18 protein-coding genes are annotated in these 19,424 nt (G+C 59.8%); 7 read left to right on the forward strand and 11 right to left on the reverse strand.

Annotated elements, in window-relative coordinates:
• Positions 1–12 precede the first annotated feature (12 nt).
• On the forward strand, positions 13–1,221 hold the full coding sequence (locus KVG95_RS03125) for a threonine/serine exporter family protein (protein WP_217854455.1): 1,209 nt from the start codon (positions 13–15) through the stop codon (positions 1,219–1,221).
• A 77-nt stretch (positions 1,222–1,298) separates the two neighbouring features.
• Complete coding sequence (locus tag KVG95_RS03130) at positions 1,299–2,279, forward strand: asparaginase (protein ID WP_217854456.1); 981 nt, start codon at positions 1,299–1,301, stop codon at positions 2,277–2,279.
• 78 nt (positions 2,280–2,357) lie between these two features.
• On the opposite strand, the gene zapE is transcribed toward KVG95_RS03130, so the two are convergent.
• The 3 genes from zapE to KVG95_RS03145 form a co-directional block, all read right to left on the reverse strand.
• Positions 2,358–3,452: a cell division protein ZapE gene (gene zapE, locus KVG95_RS03135; RefSeq protein WP_008004987.1), complete on the reverse strand. Its 1,095-nt coding sequence runs from the start codon at positions 3,450–3,452 to the stop codon at positions 2,358–2,360.
• A gap of 90 nt (positions 3,453–3,542) precedes the next feature.
• Complete coding sequence (locus tag KVG95_RS03140) at positions 3,543–4,898, reverse strand: tryptophan--tRNA ligase (RefSeq protein WP_217854457.1); 1,356 nt, start codon at positions 4,896–4,898, stop codon at positions 3,543–3,545.
• A gap of 24 nt (positions 4,899–4,922) precedes the next feature.
• A complete protein-coding gene (locus KVG95_RS03145; RefSeq protein ID WP_048395377.1) occupies positions 4,923–5,552 on the reverse strand; it encodes an alpha/beta hydrolase in 630 nt (209 codons plus the stop codon).
• A gap of 145 nt (positions 5,553–5,697) precedes the next feature.
• On the opposite strand from KVG95_RS03145, the gene KVG95_RS03150 reads away from it, so the two are divergent.
• Positions 5,698–6,132 (forward strand): Z-ring associated ZapG family protein, encoded by a 435-nt coding sequence (locus KVG95_RS03150; protein ID WP_217854458.1) that lies wholly within the window; start codon positions 5,698–5,700, stop codon positions 6,130–6,132.
• 240 nt (positions 6,133–6,372) lie between these two features.
• Here the strand turns inward: KVG95_RS03150 and KVG95_RS03155 are convergent, their stop codons facing one another.
• From KVG95_RS03155 to ehuR, 8 genes are all read right to left on the reverse strand, one after another.
• On the reverse strand, positions 6,373–7,758 hold the full coding sequence (locus KVG95_RS03155) for an aspartate aminotransferase family protein (RefSeq protein WP_217854459.1): 1,386 nt from the start codon (positions 7,756–7,758) through the stop codon (positions 6,373–6,375).
• A 23-nt stretch (positions 7,759–7,781) separates the two neighbouring features.
• Positions 7,782–9,254, reverse strand: coding sequence for an NAD-dependent succinate-semialdehyde dehydrogenase (locus KVG95_RS03160; RefSeq protein WP_217854460.1), 1,473 nt, complete (start codon positions 9,252–9,254; stop codon positions 7,782–7,784).
• Between the two features lie 294 nt (positions 9,255–9,548).
• The gene (locus KVG95_RS03165) at positions 9,549–10,028 is read right to left on the reverse strand and encodes an Lrp/AsnC family transcriptional regulator (RefSeq protein WP_128873724.1); all 480 of its coding nucleotides are present in this window, start codon (positions 10,026–10,028) and stop codon (positions 9,549–9,551) included.
• A gap of 129 nt (positions 10,029–10,157) precedes the next feature.
• On the reverse strand, positions 10,158–11,159 hold the full coding sequence (doeB, locus tag KVG95_RS03170) for a N(2)-acetyl-L-2,4-diaminobutanoate deacetylase DoeB (RefSeq protein WP_217854461.1): 1,002 nt from the start codon (positions 11,157–11,159) through the stop codon (positions 10,158–10,160).
• Between the two features lie 3 nt (positions 11,160–11,162).
• Positions 11,163–12,353 carry an ectoine hydrolase DoeA gene (gene doeA, locus KVG95_RS03175; RefSeq protein WP_217854462.1) on the reverse strand — a complete coding sequence of 397 codons (1,191 nt, stop codon included), beginning with the start codon at positions 12,351–12,353 and terminating at the stop codon, positions 11,163–11,165.
• A 42-nt stretch (positions 12,354–12,395) separates the two neighbouring features.
• Positions 12,396–13,388: an ectoine utilization protein EutC gene (gene eutC / locus KVG95_RS03180; protein WP_217854463.1), complete on the reverse strand. Its 993-nt coding sequence runs from the start codon at positions 13,386–13,388 to the stop codon at positions 12,396–12,398.
• 36 nt (positions 13,389–13,424) lie between these two features.
• Positions 13,425–14,396 carry a hydroxyectoine utilization dehydratase EutB gene (eutB, locus tag KVG95_RS03185; RefSeq protein WP_217854464.1) on the reverse strand — a complete coding sequence of 324 codons (972 nt, stop codon included), beginning with the start codon at positions 14,394–14,396 and terminating at the stop codon, positions 13,425–13,427.
• Between the two features lie 107 nt (positions 14,397–14,503).
• Positions 14,504–15,898: a MocR-like ectoine utilization transcription factor EhuR gene (gene ehuR / locus KVG95_RS03190; protein WP_052966312.1), complete on the reverse strand. Its 1,395-nt coding sequence runs from the start codon at positions 15,896–15,898 to the stop codon at positions 14,504–14,506.
• 282 nt (positions 15,899–16,180) lie between these two features.
• Here ehuR and ehuB point away from each other — a divergent pair, with 282 nt between their 5' ends.
• From ehuB to ehuA, 4 genes are all read left to right on the forward strand, one after another.
• Positions 16,181–17,038, forward strand: a complete 858-nt coding sequence (gene ehuB / locus KVG95_RS03195) for an ectoine/hydroxyectoine ABC transporter substrate-binding protein EhuB (protein ID WP_052966313.1) — start codon at positions 16,181–16,183, stop codon at positions 17,036–17,038.
• 69 nt (positions 17,039–17,107) lie between these two features.
• Positions 17,108–17,767 carry an ectoine/hydroxyectoine ABC transporter permease subunit EhuC gene (gene ehuC / locus KVG95_RS03200; RefSeq protein ID WP_052966314.1) on the forward strand — a complete coding sequence of 220 codons (660 nt, stop codon included), beginning with the start codon at positions 17,108–17,110 and terminating at the stop codon, positions 17,765–17,767.
• Positions 17,764–18,420, forward strand: coding sequence for an ectoine/hydroxyectoine ABC transporter permease subunit EhuD (gene ehuD, locus KVG95_RS03205; protein WP_052966315.1), 657 nt, complete (start codon positions 17,764–17,766; stop codon positions 18,418–18,420). Before ehuC ends, ehuD begins: the two co-directional genes overlap by 4 nt.
• Before the next feature lie 80 nt (positions 18,421–18,500).
• Positions 18,501–19,295, forward strand: coding sequence for an ectoine/hydroxyectoine ABC transporter ATP-binding protein EhuA (ehuA, locus tag KVG95_RS03210; RefSeq protein ID WP_052966316.1), 795 nt, complete (start codon positions 18,501–18,503; stop codon positions 19,293–19,295).
• Positions 19,296–19,424: the final 129 nt, after the last annotated feature.

Below are 19,424 nucleotides of genomic sequence, written 5' to 3' on the forward strand. Positions count from 1 at the left end.
GGGGCATGACTGATGGAAACCACAAACGAAAAACCGAAAAACCGGCTTGCCGCCAGATCGACGCTGGATATAACGATCATCTGGCTGATGCTCGGCACGACTCTGTTGATCATCTGGCTCTCATTCACCTACCGGACATCCTGGTCAGCCCATTGGCCAGACTACAGTCACATGGTATCGAGCCTCCCGGAGCCCAGTGCCTGGCTGCGTTGGGTCTTGGGAGACATCAGCGAGGTAGCGTTCTACAAACATGAGTTCGCTTCGATCGGGCTGCTCGCAGGCGCTTACCTGGCCTACTGGGCGAATCGAACGGGAAAAACCTGGCAAGGTTTTACCATTTGCTACGGCAGCGGATTATGGTCATGGCTCGTCACCAGCTCGTTGCTGGGCCTGTTGTTGAGCAACCTGCTATGGGGCTGGACGGTCACGGCCACCAGTTGGCAACCCACGTTTGCAGCCTTTGTTTCATTGCCGGCGGCAATGGTGCTGATGTTTGGCGGCGGCTGGAAGGTCACGATCAATGGCGCAATCATGGGCGCCGTCTTCGTCACCCCGATGTGCTTGCTGATCGTCAATTACGTCTGCAATCCCCTCGGATTGCCGGCTGTGATCGGCAATGTCACGGGCATGGCGGTCGCCAGTGTCGGCGCTTTTCTGCTCTGCCGTTACCTGCCGAGCCTGGTGAAGTCCGACCCATCCAAGAAACCGTCCGCCCCTGTGCTCGCACCCGCCATTACCAAAACGCCTGATTATGGTGTCATTTGGAGCCTTCGCCGGGTGTTGGCCGACTTTTCGGAAGCGCCGTTCTTTGGCAATGAATGGGCCAGTCTCGGCTTGATAGCGGGTGCCTTGCTGGCTTACACCTTGAACCCGACAAGCCCGGTGTACGGCTCGGGCTTGCTGCCGCAACTGATCGCCGCGCAGGCGTTGACCTCGGCGCTAGGGGTGGTGATCTGGCGTCGGCAATGGATATTGCACGGCTGGTATCCGACCTACGTTCCGTTGGTGTCAGTCGTGCCGGCGGCCGTTCTGACGTATGGGGGCAGCTGGCAGGTCATCGCCTCAAGCGCATTGCTCGGAGCACTGATTGCGCCACCGCTGGCGTGCGCAATTGCCAAGCGGTTGCCGGCCGACATGCATGGCTTCATCGGCAATGTACTGGCCATGGCCATCAGCACGTTACTGATCATTCCGTTTATCGGGCTGCTGATAGCCAGCTGACGAACGTCGCGATTGGGCTGTATCACGGACCAGCTCCGGATACAGCAACTTCTCATCACAAGCAAATGAGGTATCACATGGACCTGCCCAAACTCGCCATCGCGGCGCTCGGCGGCACCGTGAGCATGCAAGCCTGCAACGCCGGCGAAGGGGTAATCCCGACCGTCAGCGGCGAAACCCTGCTGGCCTCGGTACCAGAGTTGACGACGCTGGCACGGGTCACCGTAGAAACGCTCGGACTGTTGCCCAGTGCTTCACTGGATTTCGGGTTCTTGCTGAGCGCCCTTTCCTGGGCGAATGCTCAAATCATGCAAGGTGCGGCAGGTATTGTCATCACTCAAGGCACGGACACTCTCGAAGAAACAGCTACATTTTTCGACTATTTGTGGGACCACGACGAGCCGTTGGTCCTTACCGGCGCCATGCGTTCGGCAAATCAGGCAGGGGCCGATGGTCCGGCGAATCTACTGGATGCTTGCCGGGTCGCACTGGCTGAAAACAGCCGTCAACGAGGCGTTCAAGTGGTGATGAACGGGCAGATTCATTCAGCCAACGCCGTCCGCAAAACTGATTCATTGGCATTGCAGGCATTTTCCTCCCCTATTGTTGGTCCTGCCGGCTTGCTGATGGAAAACACTGTCAACTATCCGCACTTGCCGGTTCAGCGCAGGGTTCTACCATTGCCTCAGTTGACCACACAGAAGATTGCCTTTCTGGAAGCGTCGCTTGGCGCCGATACCCTGTTACTCGAGAACATCCTCGAACTGGGCTACGACGGGCTTGTGATTGCGGGTTTCGGTGCAGGACACGTTTCCGGGGAATGGGCTGCTGCGATTGAAACCATTGCCAGAAAAATCCCTGTCATCGTCGCCACCCGGACGGGTTCCGGCAGCACGGCTCAATCGACCTACGGGTTTATTGGCAGCGAGATGGACCTGATCCGTAAAGGTGCATCGATGGCTGGATTTCTCTGTCCACGCAAAACCAGAATCCTGCTGTGGCTGCTCATTGGCTGCCAGCAACAAGATGAACTGGCGCGCTTTCTCGTTCAGAACTGACAAAACAGCGCACAAAAAAGGGCCTGCATTGCAGGCCCTTTTTATTTTCCGAAAAGTTCTACTTATTTTTGAATAGCTCTACGGCTTATGCGCCCGGGACAGAAATTCGTGTGACTGCATTTCCAGTAGGCGGCTAAGCGTGCGCTGGAACTCGAAGTTCAGGCGACCGCCGGTGTAGAGGTCTTTGAGCTCGACTTCGGCGGAAATGATCAGCTTCACGTTACGGTCGTAGAACTCGTCGACCATGTTGATAAAGCGGCGGGCGATGTCGTCGGTGGTGACGCTCATCTGCTCGACATTGCTGAGCAATACGGCGTGGAAGATTTTACCCAGTTCGATGTAATCGTTCTGGCTGCGTGGGCCGTCGCAGAGTTCGCGGAAGTCGAACCAGGCCACGTCATCGCAAGTGCGCACGGCACGGATTTCACGGTTCTCGATCACCAGCACGTCGTTCTCGATGGCTGCCGTGCATTCCGGCGTCAAGGCCCGGAAGCTCTTGCGCAGGCTTTCCTGGGCAGCATCATCCAGCGGAAAGTGGAACAGCTCCGCTTGCTCGAGGTGGCGCAGACGGTAATCGACGCCGCTGTCGACGTTGACGATCTCGGTGTTCTGCTTGATCAGCGCAATGGCCGGCAGGAAACGCGCACGCTGCAAGCCGTCCTTGTACAGGCCGTCCGGCACGATGTTCGACGTCGCGACCAGGGTCACGCCGTTCTTGAACAACTCTTCCATCAACGTGCCAAGGATCATCGCGTCGGTGATGTCGGAGACGAAGAACTCATCGAAACAAATCACTCGCGACTCGTCGGAGAAACGCTTGGCGATGATGGTCAGCGGGTTTTTCTCGCCGCCGAGGGTCTTCATCTCTTCATGCACGCGCTTCATGAAGCGGTGGAAGTGAGTGCGAGTCTTTTCCTTGAACGGCAGCGCTTCGAAGAAGGTATCGACCAGGTAAGTCTTGCCGCGACCAACGCCGCCCCAGAAGTACAGGCCCTTGACCGGCACCTGGTCTTTCTTGCCAAACAGTTTGCCGAGCAGGCCCGGCTTGTTCTGCGAGGCCGCGACCAGATCGTCGTACAGACGCTGCAAATGACGCACCGCCGTTTCCTGGGCAGCATCGTGGAAGAATTCCGGGCGTTTCAGATCAGCTTGATATCGTTCTAGGGGCGTCATAATTCGTTAGCAAGGCAACAAAAACGGGCCGTCACTGTAGCGACGGCCCGTGGGAATGGCAATCGGCCCTTGGTCGGACCGAGCCGTTGATTATTCCTGAACCGGTGTCAGGGCAATGCGCAAAGCACCGATGGCAGCATCGCGAGCAGCGCTGTCGGCGAAGGCCGGACTGTCGGCAACGCACTCGCCTTCCAGCCAGACGCTGAAGCTCAGGTCTTCACTGCGCACGTCCAAGGCTTGACCGGATTGCAGTTGCTTGGTCACTTGGCCTGCGGTTTTACCGTCGGCGAAGTTGCGCGACAGCAGCAGTTGTTCGCCATCGGCCGCCAGCAGACGGAAGCGAAAACTGCCGTCGTCTTCACGGAAGCTGACGAAGCGCGCGGCTTTCGCAGCCTTCTTCTTGGTGGTCGCTGCGACTTGGGTCTGAGCGACGAAAGAACGCAGGCCAACCGCCTCACGCAGTTCGTGGAGGAACGGCGTCGCCACCGAACGGGCCTTTTTGGCGCCGATCTGCAGCATGTCTTCCAGATCCGCCGGGCGTTCGATCAGCTGGTGATAACGCTCGCGGGATTCGCCCAATTCGCTGTCGAGCAGTTGGAACAGACGATTCTTCGCCTCGCCCCAACTTAGGCCCTGAAGCAATTCGCTGCGGAATTCGTCGGATTGTGCCGGCGTAGCGAAGGCCTGGAACAAGGTGAACAGGTGCGAATTGTCCGGATCCTTGGCTTCGCCCGGGGCACGGGAGTCGGTGACGATCCGCGAAATCGCGTCTTTCATCTCTTTGGCGCTGCTGAACAACGGAATGGTGTTGTCGTAGCTCTTCGACATCTTGCGACCGTCGAGCCCTGGCAAGGTGGCGACGCTCTCCTCGATCAGCGCTTCGGGCATGGTGAAAAACTCTTTGCCCTGGCCGAACAAGTGGTTGAAGCGCTGACCAATATCCCGCGCCATTTCCACGTGCTGGATCTGGTCACGACCGACCGGCACCTTGTGGGCGTTGAACATCAGAATGTCCGCAGCCATCAACACCGGGTAGCTGTACAGGCCCATGGTGATGCCGGCATCCGGGTCTTCGCCATTTTCGACGTTCTTGTCCACCGAGGCCTTGTAGGCGTGAGCGCGGTTGAGCAGGCCCTTGGCGGCCACGCAGGTCAGCAGCCAGGTCAGTTCAGGGATTTCCGGGATGTCGGACTGGCGATAGAACGTCACGCGGTCCACGTCCAGGCCACCGGCCAGCCAGGTCGCGGCGATTTCCAGACGCGAGCGCTGGATGCGCAGCGGGTCATCGCATTTGATCAGGGCGTGGTAGTCGGCCAGGAAGTAGAACGAATCGGCATTGCTGTCACGGCTGGCGATGATCGCCGGGCGGATAGCGCCGGCGTAGTTGCCCAGGTGCGGCGTGCCGGTGGTGGTGATGCCGGTGAGGATACGGGTACGAGTCGTCATGGGTAATCGCTTGTCAGACTGCAATCAATTCGAAAGACGCGGCAGGATCAGATCCTTGAGATCGGTCAGCTTGCCATGAAAAAAGTGTCCGCATTCTGCCACTTTCAGCAGCTCATGGGGGCGATCGAGTGCGTCGGACCAATCGTAAACGAGCTGTGGATCGATGACTTCGTCGGTTTCCGGCTGAATCAGGGTCAATGTACCTTGTTGCGGCAGTTGATCCTGATCGCCCAAACGCATGACGGCGGGCGCGACCATGAACAAATGCTTGAGTTGTTCGCCCTTAGCTTCCAGGCGTCCGCCGAGACTTGCTGCAACAAATCCGCCGAAGGAGAAACCGAACAGGGTCAGGGGCACGTCAGGATGTCTGGCTCTCAGCCACTCGGCCGCCGCCTGGGCATCGTCGACTTCGCCAGTGCCCATGTCGTGCGTGCCTTCACTGGCGCCGACGCCACGGTAGTTGAAACGCAAAGTAATCAAACCGGCGTCGCGCGCGGTGCGCTGCAAGGTCGAGACGACTTTGTTGAGCATGGTGCCGCCCTGCACCGGGTTCGGGTGGCAGATCAGCGCAATGCCGCGCGGCTGCTCGTTATCCAGGTACAAACTTTCCAGTTGACCGACCGGGCCATCAATCACTACAGGGGTTTCGCGCATAAGCAAGGAAGGAACTCCGTGACCTCGAATCGGGTCGACTCGTCTAGCCAATTGTCTGTGCCAATTCTATTGCGAGTGAATCGCGGTATACAGCGCAGGTTCGAGCCGTTAACGTAAAGCAAAGCCGTTTATAGAGGAAGGACTCGTGGAACACTCGCTCTTAGTTTGGTTGTTGCCGACTCTTGCCCTGGTTGTGGGTGTCGCCATTGGATTCCTGATCGCTCGCCTGGTGCCGAATGCCGCGCCTAACCGCACGCAACGTCAGCTGGATGATATTCAGGAACGTTTTGACAATTATCAGAACGAAGTGGTCACCCACTTCAACAGCACTGCAACACTGGTCAAGAAACTGACTCAGAGCTATCAGGAAGTGCAAGATCACCTCGCCGAGGGCGCCAACCGTCTGGCCCTGGACGAGCAGACTCGCCAACGCTTGCTGGCTGCCCTGCACGCCGACGCGGCGCAGGCTCCACGGGAACGTCTGACGCCACCGCGCGATCAGGAACCGCCTCGCGACTACGCCCCCAAAGCCCCGAACGCGCCGGGCATGCTCGATGAGCATTACGGCCTGAAGAAGTAATCAGGTTTCGCGCGACATGAAAAAGCCCTCGGATGAGTGATCGTCCGAGGGCTTTTTTGTTTCTGATCCGATATCTCTGGTGCCTGTCAGGGCCTCTTCGCGGGCTTGCCCGCTCCCACAGTGTTCTTCGTCGATCACAAAATAGCGGTCAAACACAAATCCTGTGGGAGCGGGCTTGCCCGCGATGAGGCCTGAACAGGCGACGCAGAAAGCCCATCTGATCTCAACAGGTCCAGGGATTTAGCCCAACACCTCACTGGCCACCTGATCAATCGCACCCTTGGTGATATCAACAATCAGGTCGGCCTCTTCCTCGGTCAGGATCAATGGCGGGGCGAAGCCGAGAATGTCGCCATGGGGCATCGCCCGGGCAATCATGCCGCGCTCGAGACAAGCCGCCGACACTTTCGGGCCGACCTTCAACGCCGCATCGAACGGCGTGCGCTGCTCACGATCGGCCATGAACTCGACGGCAGCGAGCATGCCGTCGCCCCGCACTTCACCCACCAACGGGTGACCTTCCAGGGTTTCGCGCAAACGGCGATTGAGGTAGCTGCCGACCTTCTCGGCGTTGGCCGTCAGGTTTTCCCGCTCGAGAATATCAAGGTTAGCCAAAGCAGCCGCGGCACAGATCGGATGCCCGGAATACGTCCAGCCATGGCCCATTGCACCTTGGGATTCGGAGGCTTTTTCGATCACGTCCCAAACCTTTTCGCCGACGATCACCGCCGACAGTGGCGCATAGGCGCTGGTCAGGCCTTTGGCCGTGGTGATCAGGTCCGGGCGCATGCCGTAACGCTGACTGCCCATCTTCGAACCCAGGCGACCGAAGGCGCAGACCACTTCATCGGCGATCAGCAATACATCGTATTTATTCAGCACCGCTTGAATCGCTGCCCAATAACCGGCTGGCGGCACGATGATGCCGCCGGTGCCCATCAACGGCTCGCCGATGAACGCGGCCACGGTGTCCGGGCCTTCGGCCAGGATCATTTTTTCCAGCTCATCCGCGCAGTAGCGCACGAACGCGGCTTCATCCATTCCGGCGGGAGCCTTGCGATACCAGTGCGGGCAAACGGTGTGTTTGACGCCATCGGCCGGCAAATCGAAATGCTGATGGAAGGTCGGCAGGCCAGTCAGGCTGCCGGTCATGATGCCCGAGCCGTGATAACCGCGATCACGGGAGATGATTTTCTTCTTCTGCGGGCGGCCCAGCACATTGTTGTAGTAACGCACCAGTTTGACCTGGGTTTCGTTGGCGTCGGAACCGGACAGGCCGTAGTAAACCTTTTTCATCCCTTGCGGCGCCCAATCCATGATGCGACTGGACAGCTCGATGATCGCCTCGGTCGAGTGGCCGACGTAGGTGTGGTAGTAGGCCAGTTCCTTGGCCTGTTTGTAGATTGCGTCGGCGACTTCGGTGCGACCGTAGCCGATGTTCACGCAATACAGCCCGGCGAAGGCGTCGATGAATTCCCGGCCTTCATGGTCGCGAATACGGATGCCCGACGCGCTCTTGATGATGCGCCCCTTGAGCGCCCCGCTGGCGTGGTCATGGGCGTGGGTCGAGGGGTGCATGAAGTGCGCGCGGTCTTGTTCGAACAGCGTATCGAGTTCTTGGTTCATGGCATGTCTCCTGAGAACTGGCCTTAGAACTGGCCTTGATGGTGCAGGCAAAAGTATTTGGTTTCGACAAAGGCTTCGAAGCCCTCGGTGCCGCCTTCACGGCCCAGCCCCGAGGCTTTCATGCCACCGAACGGGATCGGGTGGCCGGTGAACTTGACGCCGTTGACCGCGATCATCGCGTGGTCGAGCCGGCGAATCAGGGGGTAGATCAGGTCCAGACGGTTGGAACAAATGTAGGCTGCCAGACCGTATTCGGTGTCGTTGGCCATTTCGATGGCCTGCTCAAGGGTGTCGAAAGGCATCACCCCGGCAATCGGCGCGAAGTTCTCTTCGCGGTAGATACGCATCTGCGGCGTGACATCGGCCAGCACCGTCGGTTGGTAAAACAACCCGCCAAGGGCATGGGCCTCGCCGCCGACCAGCCGTTGCGCACCGCGTTGCAGCGCGTCTTCAACACGCTCGGCGGTGACATCGAACGCGGCTTGATGCATCAGCGGGCCGATGTCGACACTTTGCTCTTGATTGCCCACCAGCGCCGGGCCAACCCGCAGTTCGCGCACCGCAGCGGTGAAGCGATTGAGAAACGCCGGGTAGATCGAGCGCTGCACCATGATCCGATTGGCCGCGCAGCAATCCTGGCCGGAGGTCTGGAACTTGGCCTCCACCGCGACTTTCACCGCCAGTTCCAGATCGGCATCGGCGCAGACAATGAACGGCGCGTTGCCACCCAGTTCCAGCGAGACCTTCTTCACATCCTGAGCGGCCGCTTGCAGGACCAACTTACCGACGCGGGTCGAGCCGGTGAAACTGACCGAACGCACACGGTTGTCCTGCACCAGGGTTTCCATGGTCATTTGCGGCTCGCCCAGCACCACGTTGAAGACGCCAGCCGGGAAGCCTGCCTCCTCCGCCAGTTGCGCCAGGGCCAATGCCGAAAACGGCGTTTCATGGGCCGGTTTGATCACTACGGTACAGCCTGCGGCCAATGCGGCGGCCGCTTTGCGAGTGATCATCGCTGACGGAAAATTCCACGGGGTCAGCAACGCACAGACGCCGACCGGTTCCTTGACCGTGCCCAGATGCGCGCCGGGAATATGACTGGGGATGTTCTGCCCATACAGGCGTCGCGCTTCTTCGGCGAACCACGGAATGAAGCTGGCGGCGTAGGCGATTTCGCCTCGGGACTCAGCCAGCGGTTTGCCTTGCTCCTGACTGAGGATGCGCGCCAGGTCTTCCTGGTGCTCAAGCATCAAGGCCGCCCAACGCCGCAGAATCGCCCCACGGGCATCGATACTTTGTTCGCGCCAGCCTGCAAAGGCACGATGCGCCGCATCAACCGCGGTGACGATCTGAGGCTGATCGAGCATCGGCACATGGCCGATCAACGCCTGATCGGCCGGGTTATGCACGGCGACGCTGTGGCCGCTGTCGCTGTGGACCCAATGCCCGTCGACGTAGCAAAGTGCTTTGAACAACAGCGGATGTTTGTATGTCATGGCGTTCACTCCAAACCGTGTGCGTGGAGTCATGCTAGGGCAGATTGGTGTGGGTGATTTGGGGTTTGGCGGGGGCTTGGCAGGTGGTTTTTTCTGATTGAACGACGATAAACAAAGATTTTTGCGGTGTGGGATTTGCCTCGATATCGGTCAAGAAAGCGCAGTTCAAAAACCAACGCAGATCCAATGTGGGAGCGGGCTTGCTCGCGAAGAGGCAGTGTCAGTCAACATTGATGTTGCCTGATACACCGCTTTCGCGAGCAAGCCCGCTCCCACATTGGATCTGTGGTGTTTTCAGGATTCCTGCGCAAGCTCGGCAGGCAACGCCCCCGCCGTCTTGATGGTTTTGGTCACGATGTAGGTGAAGTAGCGTTCGATGCCCAAGTCATCCAGCAACAGCTGATCAATAAAGCGCTGGTAGTGGTCGATGTCCGGCGCCTGGATCATTGCCATGTAATCGACACCGCCTCCGGTGGCGTAACAGAACGCCACTTCGACGGCCTCATTCATGCGTTGCTCGAAACGCCGCATGTCCTGGGCGGTGTGTCGGGCCAGGGTGATTTCCACCAGCACCTGCTGACTTTTGAACACTGCGTTCCAATCGATCTGCGCCCGGTAACCCTTGATCAATCCCAGCGCCTCCAGCTTGCGAACCCGCTCCCACGCTGGGGTCACCGAGAGATTGATCGCCTCGGCCAGGCTCGATTTGGTGATCCGCCCGTCTTCAGCGAGGATCCGCAGGATTTTCAGGTCGTAGCGATCGAGTTTGTGCATGGGCCGAGGATCTCCTGTGCGATTAGGAACCTGTGGGAGCGGGCTTGCCCGCGATTGCGGTATGTCAGTCACATCAATGTTGGATGTGCCGCCGACATCGCGGGCAAGCCCGCTCCCACAGGGATTGTGTTATGCCAAAACATCCGCGATGACTGCCACGGTATCGCCGCATTGCACCAAACCGGGAAAATGCCGCGCTGCCAACAGGCCGCTGCGGGCGGCGCGATATTCCACCGGGGCGACGCCGCTGCGGGTGGCGTCGTAAATGCGGGCGATGACTTCGCCTTTGTTCACGTTGTCGCCCAGATCGCGGCACATTTCCAGCAAGCCATTGTGTTCGCTGGCGATGAAACAATCGGCGTCAGGCATGTCGAGCATGATCGACTCCGCGGCCTGAACCTCGCCTACAAGAATCCCGGCATGCACCAACAAATTGCGCACCCCGCGCTCGGCAATCGCCACGCTGCGTGCGCTGGACGTGCCGCCGCCACCCAATTCGGTGGTGACGAATACTTTGCCCTGACGCTCGGCGGCGGTGTCGTACATCGCCCCGGCATCCAGCTCCAGCATGCGCATGCTGTACGGCGCATTGAACGCGCGCATGCCCGCCTCGCATTGCGCCTGCTGATCTTTATCGGGCAGCACGTGGCACGCCGCGAACGGCAGGAAATCCAGGGTGCGACCGCCGGAATGAATATCCAGCACGATATCGGCCAGCGGCAACAAGGTCCGGTTGAAATAGTCGGCGATTTTCTCGGTCACCGTACCGTCCGGCTTGCCCGGGAAGCTGCGGTTGAGGTTGCCCTTGTCGATGGGTGACGTGCGCCGCCCGGCATGGAACGCCGGGGTGTTCATGAACGGGATGATAATCACCCGCCCCCTTACCTCGACGGCCGTCAGCCCCTGCGCCAGTTTGCTCAGCGCTACCGGGCCTTCGTATTCGTCACCGTGGTTGCCACCGGTGAGCAGCGCGGTCGGACCCTGACCGCGCTGAATCACTGTGACCGGAATCATCACCGCCCCCCAAGCCGAGTCGTCCCGCGAATACGGCAATTTGAGAAACCCGTGCTGCACGCCTTCGCGGGCGAAATCCACCGTGGCGCTGATGGGGTTGTCAGGCAATTCGCTCATGGCTCAATCCTTCACGAACAGTTGGCGTGGCACGTCGCACAGCGTCTCGACGCCCGTGTCGGTGATCAGAATGCTTTCGGTGATTTCCAGCCCCCAATCGTCCATCCACAGGCCCGGCATGAAGTGGAAAGTCATGCCCGGCTGCAACACACTGGTGTCGCCGGGACGCAGGCTCATGGTGCGCTCGCCCCAGTCTGGGGGATAACTGATCCCGATCGGATAGCCGCAGCGACTGTCCTTGTGGATGCCGAACTTCTCCAGCACTTTGAAAAATGCTACGGCGATGTCACCGGTGGTGTTGCCCGGTTTGGCCGCTTCAAGCCCCGCGGCGATGCCTTCGACCACGGCTTTTTCACCATCGAGAAAATGCTGCGGCGGTTTGCCCAGGTAGATCGTGCGCGACAACGGGCAGTGATAGCGCTTGTAGCAACCGGCGATTTCGAAGAACGTGCCGGCGCCCTTTTCAAACGGTGAATCGTCCCAGGTCAGGTGCGGCGCGCTGGCATCCGCCCCCGTGGGCAACAGCGGCACGATGGCCGGGTAATCGCCGCCATGACCGTCGGCCCCGAGGATGCCGCTGCTGTAGATCTCGGCCACCAGTTCGTTTTTGCGCATGCCCGGTTCGATGCGTTCGAGGATCCGCCCGTGCATGTTTTCGACGATGCGCGCGGCGATGCGCATGTAGGCAATTTCCTGTGGCGACTTGATCGCCCGCTGCCAGTTCACCAGCCCGACCGCATCGATCAGATTGGCCTTCGGCAGATTCTTTTTCAGCGACAAATACGCGGCGGCGCTGAAGTAATAGTTGTCCATTTCCACACCGATGGTCAGCGCGTCCCAGCCGCGAGCATTGATGACTTCTCGCGACAAGTAATCCATGGGATGGCGTTCCCGGGACTGCACATAAATGTCCGGGTAACCGACGATGTTTTCGTGCTGCATGAACACCGTGCGCTTGGCGCCGTTGGCATCTTGCCCGCGACCAAACCAGACCGGCTCACCGTCGAGCGCCAGCAGCACGCATTGATGAACATAAAACGACCAACCGTCATAGCCAGTCAGCCAGGCCATGTTCGACGGATCGGTGACCAGCAACAGCTCGATGCCCTGTGCCTGCATGGCCGCTCGAACCTTAGCCAGACGCTGGGCGTATTCCTCCCGTTCGAACGGAAGATTGACGACTATCTGAGACATACACATGCCCTCTGATAAATGACGCACGGATGAAAAAACGGATTAGCTGCCGAACTGGAAACCCTTGCCCGCCGAGCGCGCGCGCTCGAATGCCAGATTGGCCATGGCCGTGTCCTGGGCGCCGGTGCCGGTGAGGTCGCACAAAGTGATCTGCGCCTCGCTGGTACGACCGGGGCGCTGGCCGGCCAGCACCTGACCGAGTTCCGCCAGCGCCGATTCGTCAGCGATGACGCCGGCTGCCAAGGCGTGATGCAACTCGCCAAGGATGCGGGTCTGGCTCAAGCGATCCGCCACGTAGCGGTCGACCTTGACCAGGGCCTTCGGGGAAATTTCGTTTTTGTGTTCGGCGTCTGAGCCCATGGCTGTGATGTGCAGGCCGGGATGCAGATGGCGCGCTTCGATCAAAGGCTCGCTGCTCGGTGTGCAGGTGATCGCGATATCCACGTCAATCATGGCCTCTTCGATACTCGCGCACGTCGTGACCTCCAGACCGCTGTCGCGCGCCAGCTCGGCACTGAAGGCTGCGGCCTTGGCGCTGTCACGTGCCCAGACCCGCACGGATTCAATCGGCCGCACCAGACGCAATGCCTGAAGCTGCAACGCGGCCTGCTCGCCGGCACCGATCAACGCCACACTACGACTGTCGGTCCGCGACAGGGCGCGAGCAGCAACCGCGCCCGCCGCCGCCGTGCGCACGGCGGTCAGGTAACCGTTATCCAGCAACAAGGCATCCAGCAAACCGGTGCGGGCCGACAACAGCATCATCATGCCGTTGAGGCTCGGCAGCCCCAGTTTCGGGTTGTCGAAAAAACCCGGGCTGACTTTGATCGCAAAGCGTTCCAGACCCGGCAGGTACGCAGTCTTCACGTCCACTTCGCCGTTGTGCTCGGGGATGTCCAGTCGCAGGATCGGCGGCATCGCCACCGCCGCCGTGGCCAGCAGCACAAAGGCCTGTTCGATGGCGTCGATGCTCGGCAGATCCAGCGCGACACAGGCACGCAGATCCGCTTCGCTCAATAAGGTAATGGCAGTCATCAGCGCAGCACTCCAGTCAGTCGTTATTGTTGGGGTTCAGGCATCAGCGCCAGCGAGTACACGCAGATGCTGATCGATGTCGACGTTGCGACCGCTGACCACCACCACGATCGGCCCGCGCGGTTCGATCAGGCCATCGAGCAACGCGGCAATCCCGACCGCCGCCGCGCCTTCCAGCACCAGACGCTCTTCGCGATAGGCATGGCGGATGGCATTGGCGATGGAGGCTTCACTGAGCAGATGCAGGTGATCACAGAGGTCGCGGGTCATGCTGAAGGTGTAACGGTTGTCCAGCCCGATGCCGCCGCCGAGCGAATCAGCCAGGGTCGGCAGCTCTTCGACTTCCAGCGGATGCCCGACCGCGAGGCTGGCGTGCATCGCCGCGCCACGCTGCATGCTGATGCCATGGGTGACGATGCTTGAGCTGGCGCTTTTGATCGCCAGCGCCACGCCGGCAAACAGACCGCCGCCAGATAGCGGCACGAGAATTTGCGCCACGTCCGGTTGCTGTTCGAGGATTTCCAGCCCGAGGGTGCCTTGGCCGGCGATGATGGCCGGGTGATCGAATGGCGGCAGCAATGTCGCGCCGTGCTCGCGGGCGATTCGTTCGGCTTCGCGTTGGGCGTCGTCCTGAGACTGGCCGACGATGCGTACCTCTGCGCCGAGTTCGCGAATGGCTTGAACCTTGTTCGTCGGCACCAGATGCGACAAACAAATCGTCGCCTTCACCCCTTGCCGAGACGCGGCATACGCCAGTGCGCGACCGTGATTACCGGTCGACGCCGCTACCACGCCACGCGCTTTTTCTTCGGCGCTGAGCTGCGCCACGGCATTGCTCGCGCCGCGCAGTTTGAAGCTGCCGGTGATTTGCTGGGATTCGAGTTTGAGGTACACCGCCACGCCCAATCGCTGCGAAAGGCTCGGCGAATACTCCATGGGGGTACGCCGCACCAGCGATTCGATTCGCTGGCGAGCGAGGTAAATATCGTTTAGCTGCAGCGCTGACATGACCGCATCCCGATTGAGGTGTTGGGCGCAGTCTAAGAGGGCTGGATTGTCGCGATGAATGTACTAGGGCAATTTAGCCGACAAACTTTTTGCGGATTTTTTCCCGCTCAAAAGTCATGGATTTGCGGGTACTGGCCGAAGATTTCGCGCATGCCGATCAGCGCATCGCGCATTTCGTCGTCGCTGCATTCGGCGCCGACACACACCCGCACCGCCCGTGGCCGAGGCGTGCCGCGCACGGTGAACGGGTCGGGTGAAGTGACCGCAATGTGCTTGTGACGCAACGCCCGCACCAGGCTGTCGAGCTCCCAATGGGCTGGAATGCCGACCCAGGCATTCAATGCGTGGGGATGCTGGCCCAGCAGGTATTCATCCAGGTATTCAGTGACCATCGCCTGGCGCCCGGCCAACAATTTGCGTTGCAAGCTCACCAGCGTGTCAGCGCGACCATCGCGAATCCAGCGCGCTGCAATTTCCGAAACCATGGGCGTGGCCATCCAGCTATTCACGCGCAAAATGCTTTCGGTACGCAAGGCCAGCCGCTTGGGTACTACCAGATAGCCAATACGCAAACCGGTCAGCACCGACTTGGTCATGCTGGTGCAATAGAACGACAGCTCCGGCAGGTAATGGCTGATCGGCGGTGCGCGACGCTCATCCAGCAGCGGCCCATAAACATCGTCTTCAATAATATGCACACCAAAGCGCCGGGCGATGTCGGCGATCTCGCGACGGCGGCTGTCCGGCATCAGGCTGGTGGTGGGGTTGTTCAGGTTCGGCGTGCACACCAGCGCGGTGATGCGCTCGTTGCTGCACATGTCTTCAAAGTGTTCCGGGTCGATACCATAACGGTCCATCTCCAGGCCCTTGAGGGTAAACCCCAGCACCTGAGAATTGCCGATCACGCCGTGGTCGGTGACGCCTTCGCAAAGCACCACATCATCGGGGCCGGCCAGCGACGCCAGGGCGAGGAAGATGCCGTGGGCCGCGCCGTTGGTGATCAAGATGTCATCGCGTTCGACCCGCAGGCCCTGTCGACCGATCCAGTGCATGGCGGCTTCGCGGTGCGATTCAAAACCGGCGATCGGACGAAAGGCATGAATCCACGGCTGATCCTCTTCAGTGCTGAGCTCACGACAGGTATCGCGCCAGAACTGGTCATGCTCGCGGGTGTGCAGGATCCGCGTGATGGAAAAATCTACCAGCGCCCGTTCGGGGCTGTCGAGAATGTAACTCGCGACCCGATCACTCATGCGCCGTGAGACAAAGCTGCCGCGCCCGACTTCGCAACGCACCAGCCCCTGACGCTCCAGCTCTTTATAGGCGTTGGTGACCGTCTGCACGCTGATGCCCATGGCATCGGCGACATGCCGTTGGGGTGGCAGGCGTTGATCGTTGGCCAGTACGCCTTGCTCGATATCATCGGCAATCGCCTGCACCAGAATCTTGTATTTGGACTCACCGCTACGGGCGATTTCCAATGCTGCTTTCCACTTCTCCATCGCCGCTCAAACCCGCGCAGGTGCCAGTGCGGACAGCATCCCGCGAGAATCCGCGCAAAGCAATTGTCCTAGTGCAATGCAATGATGCTCAGGGCTTTTGTATGCTCGGTTCAAGGTCGATACCCGGGCAATGTTTCAAGCCCCCACAACAAAACCAATCGACCTGTACCGGAACTGTGTCCCTGTTCTTGGGATCAGCCCTTGTACGCTTTGCTCTTGTCACACTGCCTCCTACCACAGAGCCGTCAACGACGGGTCCACAAGAAACAGGAGATTTTATCGATGAGCAATTTCCCCTCCAGCACCACTCATGCTTTGCGTCGCCTGTTCGTGGCTTGCGCGATGTTCGGCCTGGCCGCCAGCGCCCACGCCGCCACCACGCTGGAAACCGTCAAACAGAACAGCAGCATCCGCATCGGTTACGCCAACGAAACCCCGTTCGCGTTTACGGAAACCGACGGCAGGGTCACCGGTGAATCACCGGAAATCGCCAAAGCCATCTTCGCCAAAATGGGTATTACCAAGGTCGACGGCGTGTTGACCGAGTGGGGTTCGTTGATTCCGGGCTTGCGCGCCGGTCGTTTCGATGTGATTGCCGCTGGCATGTACATCACCCCGGCTCGCTGCAAACAGGTGTTGTTCACCGATCCGCAGTATCAACTGCCGGACGCGCTGCTCACGGCCAAGGGCAACCCGAAGAACCTGCACAGCTATGAAGACATCGCCAAAAACCCCGATGTGAAACTGGCGATCATGTCCGGCACAGTGAACCTGGCGTATGCGCGGGATTCCGGGGTCAAGGATGCGCAAATTCTTCAGGTGCCGGACACCACCGCGCAGTTGCAAGCCGTACGCGCCGGTCGCGCCGATGCCGCAGTGGGCACCCAGCTGACCATGAAAGGCCTGGCGGCCAAGGGGGGCGAAAAAGTCGAAGCAGTCACCGAGTTCAAGGACGACCCGTCGCACATCGGTTACGGCGCCCTCGCCTTCCGTCCGGAAGACAAAGACCTGCGTGATGCGGTCAACGCCGAACTGAAGAAGTGGCTGGGTTCCGAAGAGCACCTGAAGGCTGTCGCACCTTTCGGCTTCGACAAATCCAACGTGACAAGCAAAACGGCTGCAGAGCTCTGCGCTCAATAGCCGAAACAGGCATGGCGCTCTGGCGCGATGCCTATTTCCCTGCTTAATCCGGATGGCCAGGTTTAAACCATGGGTGAATTACTTCCGCTATTGATACAAGGCGCCTGGGTCACGCTCCAGGTGACGATCTTCGGTTCGCTGCTGGCGATTGTCGCGGCGGTTCTCGCGGCGCTGGGGCGCATGTCGCCATGGCGGCCGTTGCGCTGGTTTTCCATTGCCTACATTGAAGTGTTCCGGGGCACGTCGTTGCTGGTGCAATTGTTCTGGCTGTTTTTCGTGCTGCCGCTGCCGCCGTTCAATCTTGAACTGAGTCCCTACAGCGTGGCCATCGTCGGCCTCGGATTGCACATCGGCGCTTACGGCGCGGAGGTGATGCGCGGTGCGATCAGCTCGGTCGCCAAGGGGCAATACGAAGCGTCCACGGCGCTGAATTTCAGCAAGTACAAACGCTTTCGGCGAATCATCTTGCCCCAGGCGTTGCTGGCGGCGATCCCGCCGGGCACTAACCTGCTGATCGAATTGCTGAAAAACACCTCACTGGTGTCGCTGATCACCTTGTCCGACCTGAGCTTCCGGGCTCGTCAACTGGATCAGGCGACCTTCCAGACCCTGGAAATTTTCAGCCTGGCGCTGGTGATGTATTTCGTCCTCGCGCAAGCGATCAACATCGGCATGCGCCGCATCGAGCGCCATCTGGCTCGCGGGCGGATGCGCGGAGGTCTGTCATGACCCTGTTCGACTGGACCTATGCCTGGCAAATCCTCCCCGATTTGCTGCGCGCCTCGCTCAATACCGTCGGGATTACCCTGATCGGCTTTTTGATCGCGATTGTGCTGGGATTGTTTCTGGCCATCGGCCGACGCAGCCGCAGCATCTGGCTGTCGTGGCCGGCCACCGCGGTGATCGAGTTCATTCGCAGTACACCGTTGCTGATCCAGGTGTACTTCCTCTACTACGTGCTGCCCAACTACGGCGTCAGCATGACCGCCATGCAAGTGGGGATCCTGGGCATCGGCCTGCATTACGCCTGCTACATCGCCGAGGTTTATCGCAGCGGCCTCGACGCCGTGCCGCGAGCGCAATGGGAGGCGGTCACCGCGCTGAACATCGCTCCGTACAGCGCCTACCGCAATATCATTCTGCCCCAGGCCCTGCGGCCGATCCTGCCGCCATTGGGCAACTACCTGGTGGCGATGCTCAAGGACACGCCGGTGCTGTCGGCGATTACCGTGGTGGAAATCATGCAACAGGCCAAGAACATTGGCTCCGAGAACTTCCGCTATCTGGAACCGATCACCATGGTCGGCCTGTTTTTCCTCGCCCTGAGCATCGCTTTGGCTTATCTGGTACGGCGCCTTGAAGTGCGCCTGGAGCTACGCTAATGACTTCTCCACTCTCGACATCCAGCGACCTTTCCCGGCGCAGCAATCTGACAGCGCTGCACTCGCAGGAGGGCACGGCCATGCAAACACCTGACCCGGTCAAGCCGATTGTCAGCTTCCAGGACGTCACCAAGAGCTACGGCAACTTCACCGTGCTCGACCACTTGAACCTGGACGTCACGCCAGGCGAAAAAGTCGCGATCATCGGCCCTAGCGGCTCGGGAAAATCCACGCTGCTGCGGGTATTGATGACGCTTGAAGGTATTGATGACGGGCTGATCCGCATTGAGGACGACCTTCTGACCCACATGCCCAATCGCAACGGCGTGCTGGTGCCGGCCAATGACCGGCATATCCGTCGGGTGCGCGGCAAGATCGGCATGGTGTTCCAGAGCTTCAACCTGTTCCCGCACATGACGGCGTTGCAAAACGTCATCGAAGCCCCCGTTCAAGTGCTCGGAATGAAACCTGTCGAGGCACGCGAGCGCGCCGCGGACCTGCTGGAATTGGTGGGGTTGGGCAGCAAACTGGGGCACTACCCTTCGCAGCTATCGGGCGGCCAGCAACAACGGGTAGCGATTGCCCGGGCCTTGGCCATGCGGCCCAAAGTCATGCTGTTCGACGAAGTGACCTCGGCGCTCGATCCGGAACTGTGCGGCGAAGTGCTCAACGTGATCCGCAAGCTTGGCACCGAGCACAACCTGACCATGCTGATGGTCACGCACCAGATGGGGTTTGCCCGGGAGTTCGCCGATCGCGTGTGTTTCTTCTACAAGGGTCAGATACACGAACAAGGCACGCCGGCGCAGATCTTCGAACATCCGCAACAGGAACGTACCTGCGCGTTTCTCAGCGCGGTGAAAGAGGCGAACTAGGAAAGAAGGGGAAACACAATTCTTAATGTGGGAGCGGGCTTGCTCGCGAAGGGGGCGTGCCAGTCGATATTAATGTCGACTGATACACCGCCTTCGCGAGCAAGCCCGCTTGTATGGTAGGACTTGAAG

Origin of the sequence: Pseudomonas farris (assembly GCF_019145235.1) — a bacterium.
In the GTDB taxonomy this organism is placed as follows: domain Bacteria; phylum Pseudomonadota; class Gammaproteobacteria; order Pseudomonadales; family Pseudomonadaceae; genus Aquipseudomonas; species Aquipseudomonas farris.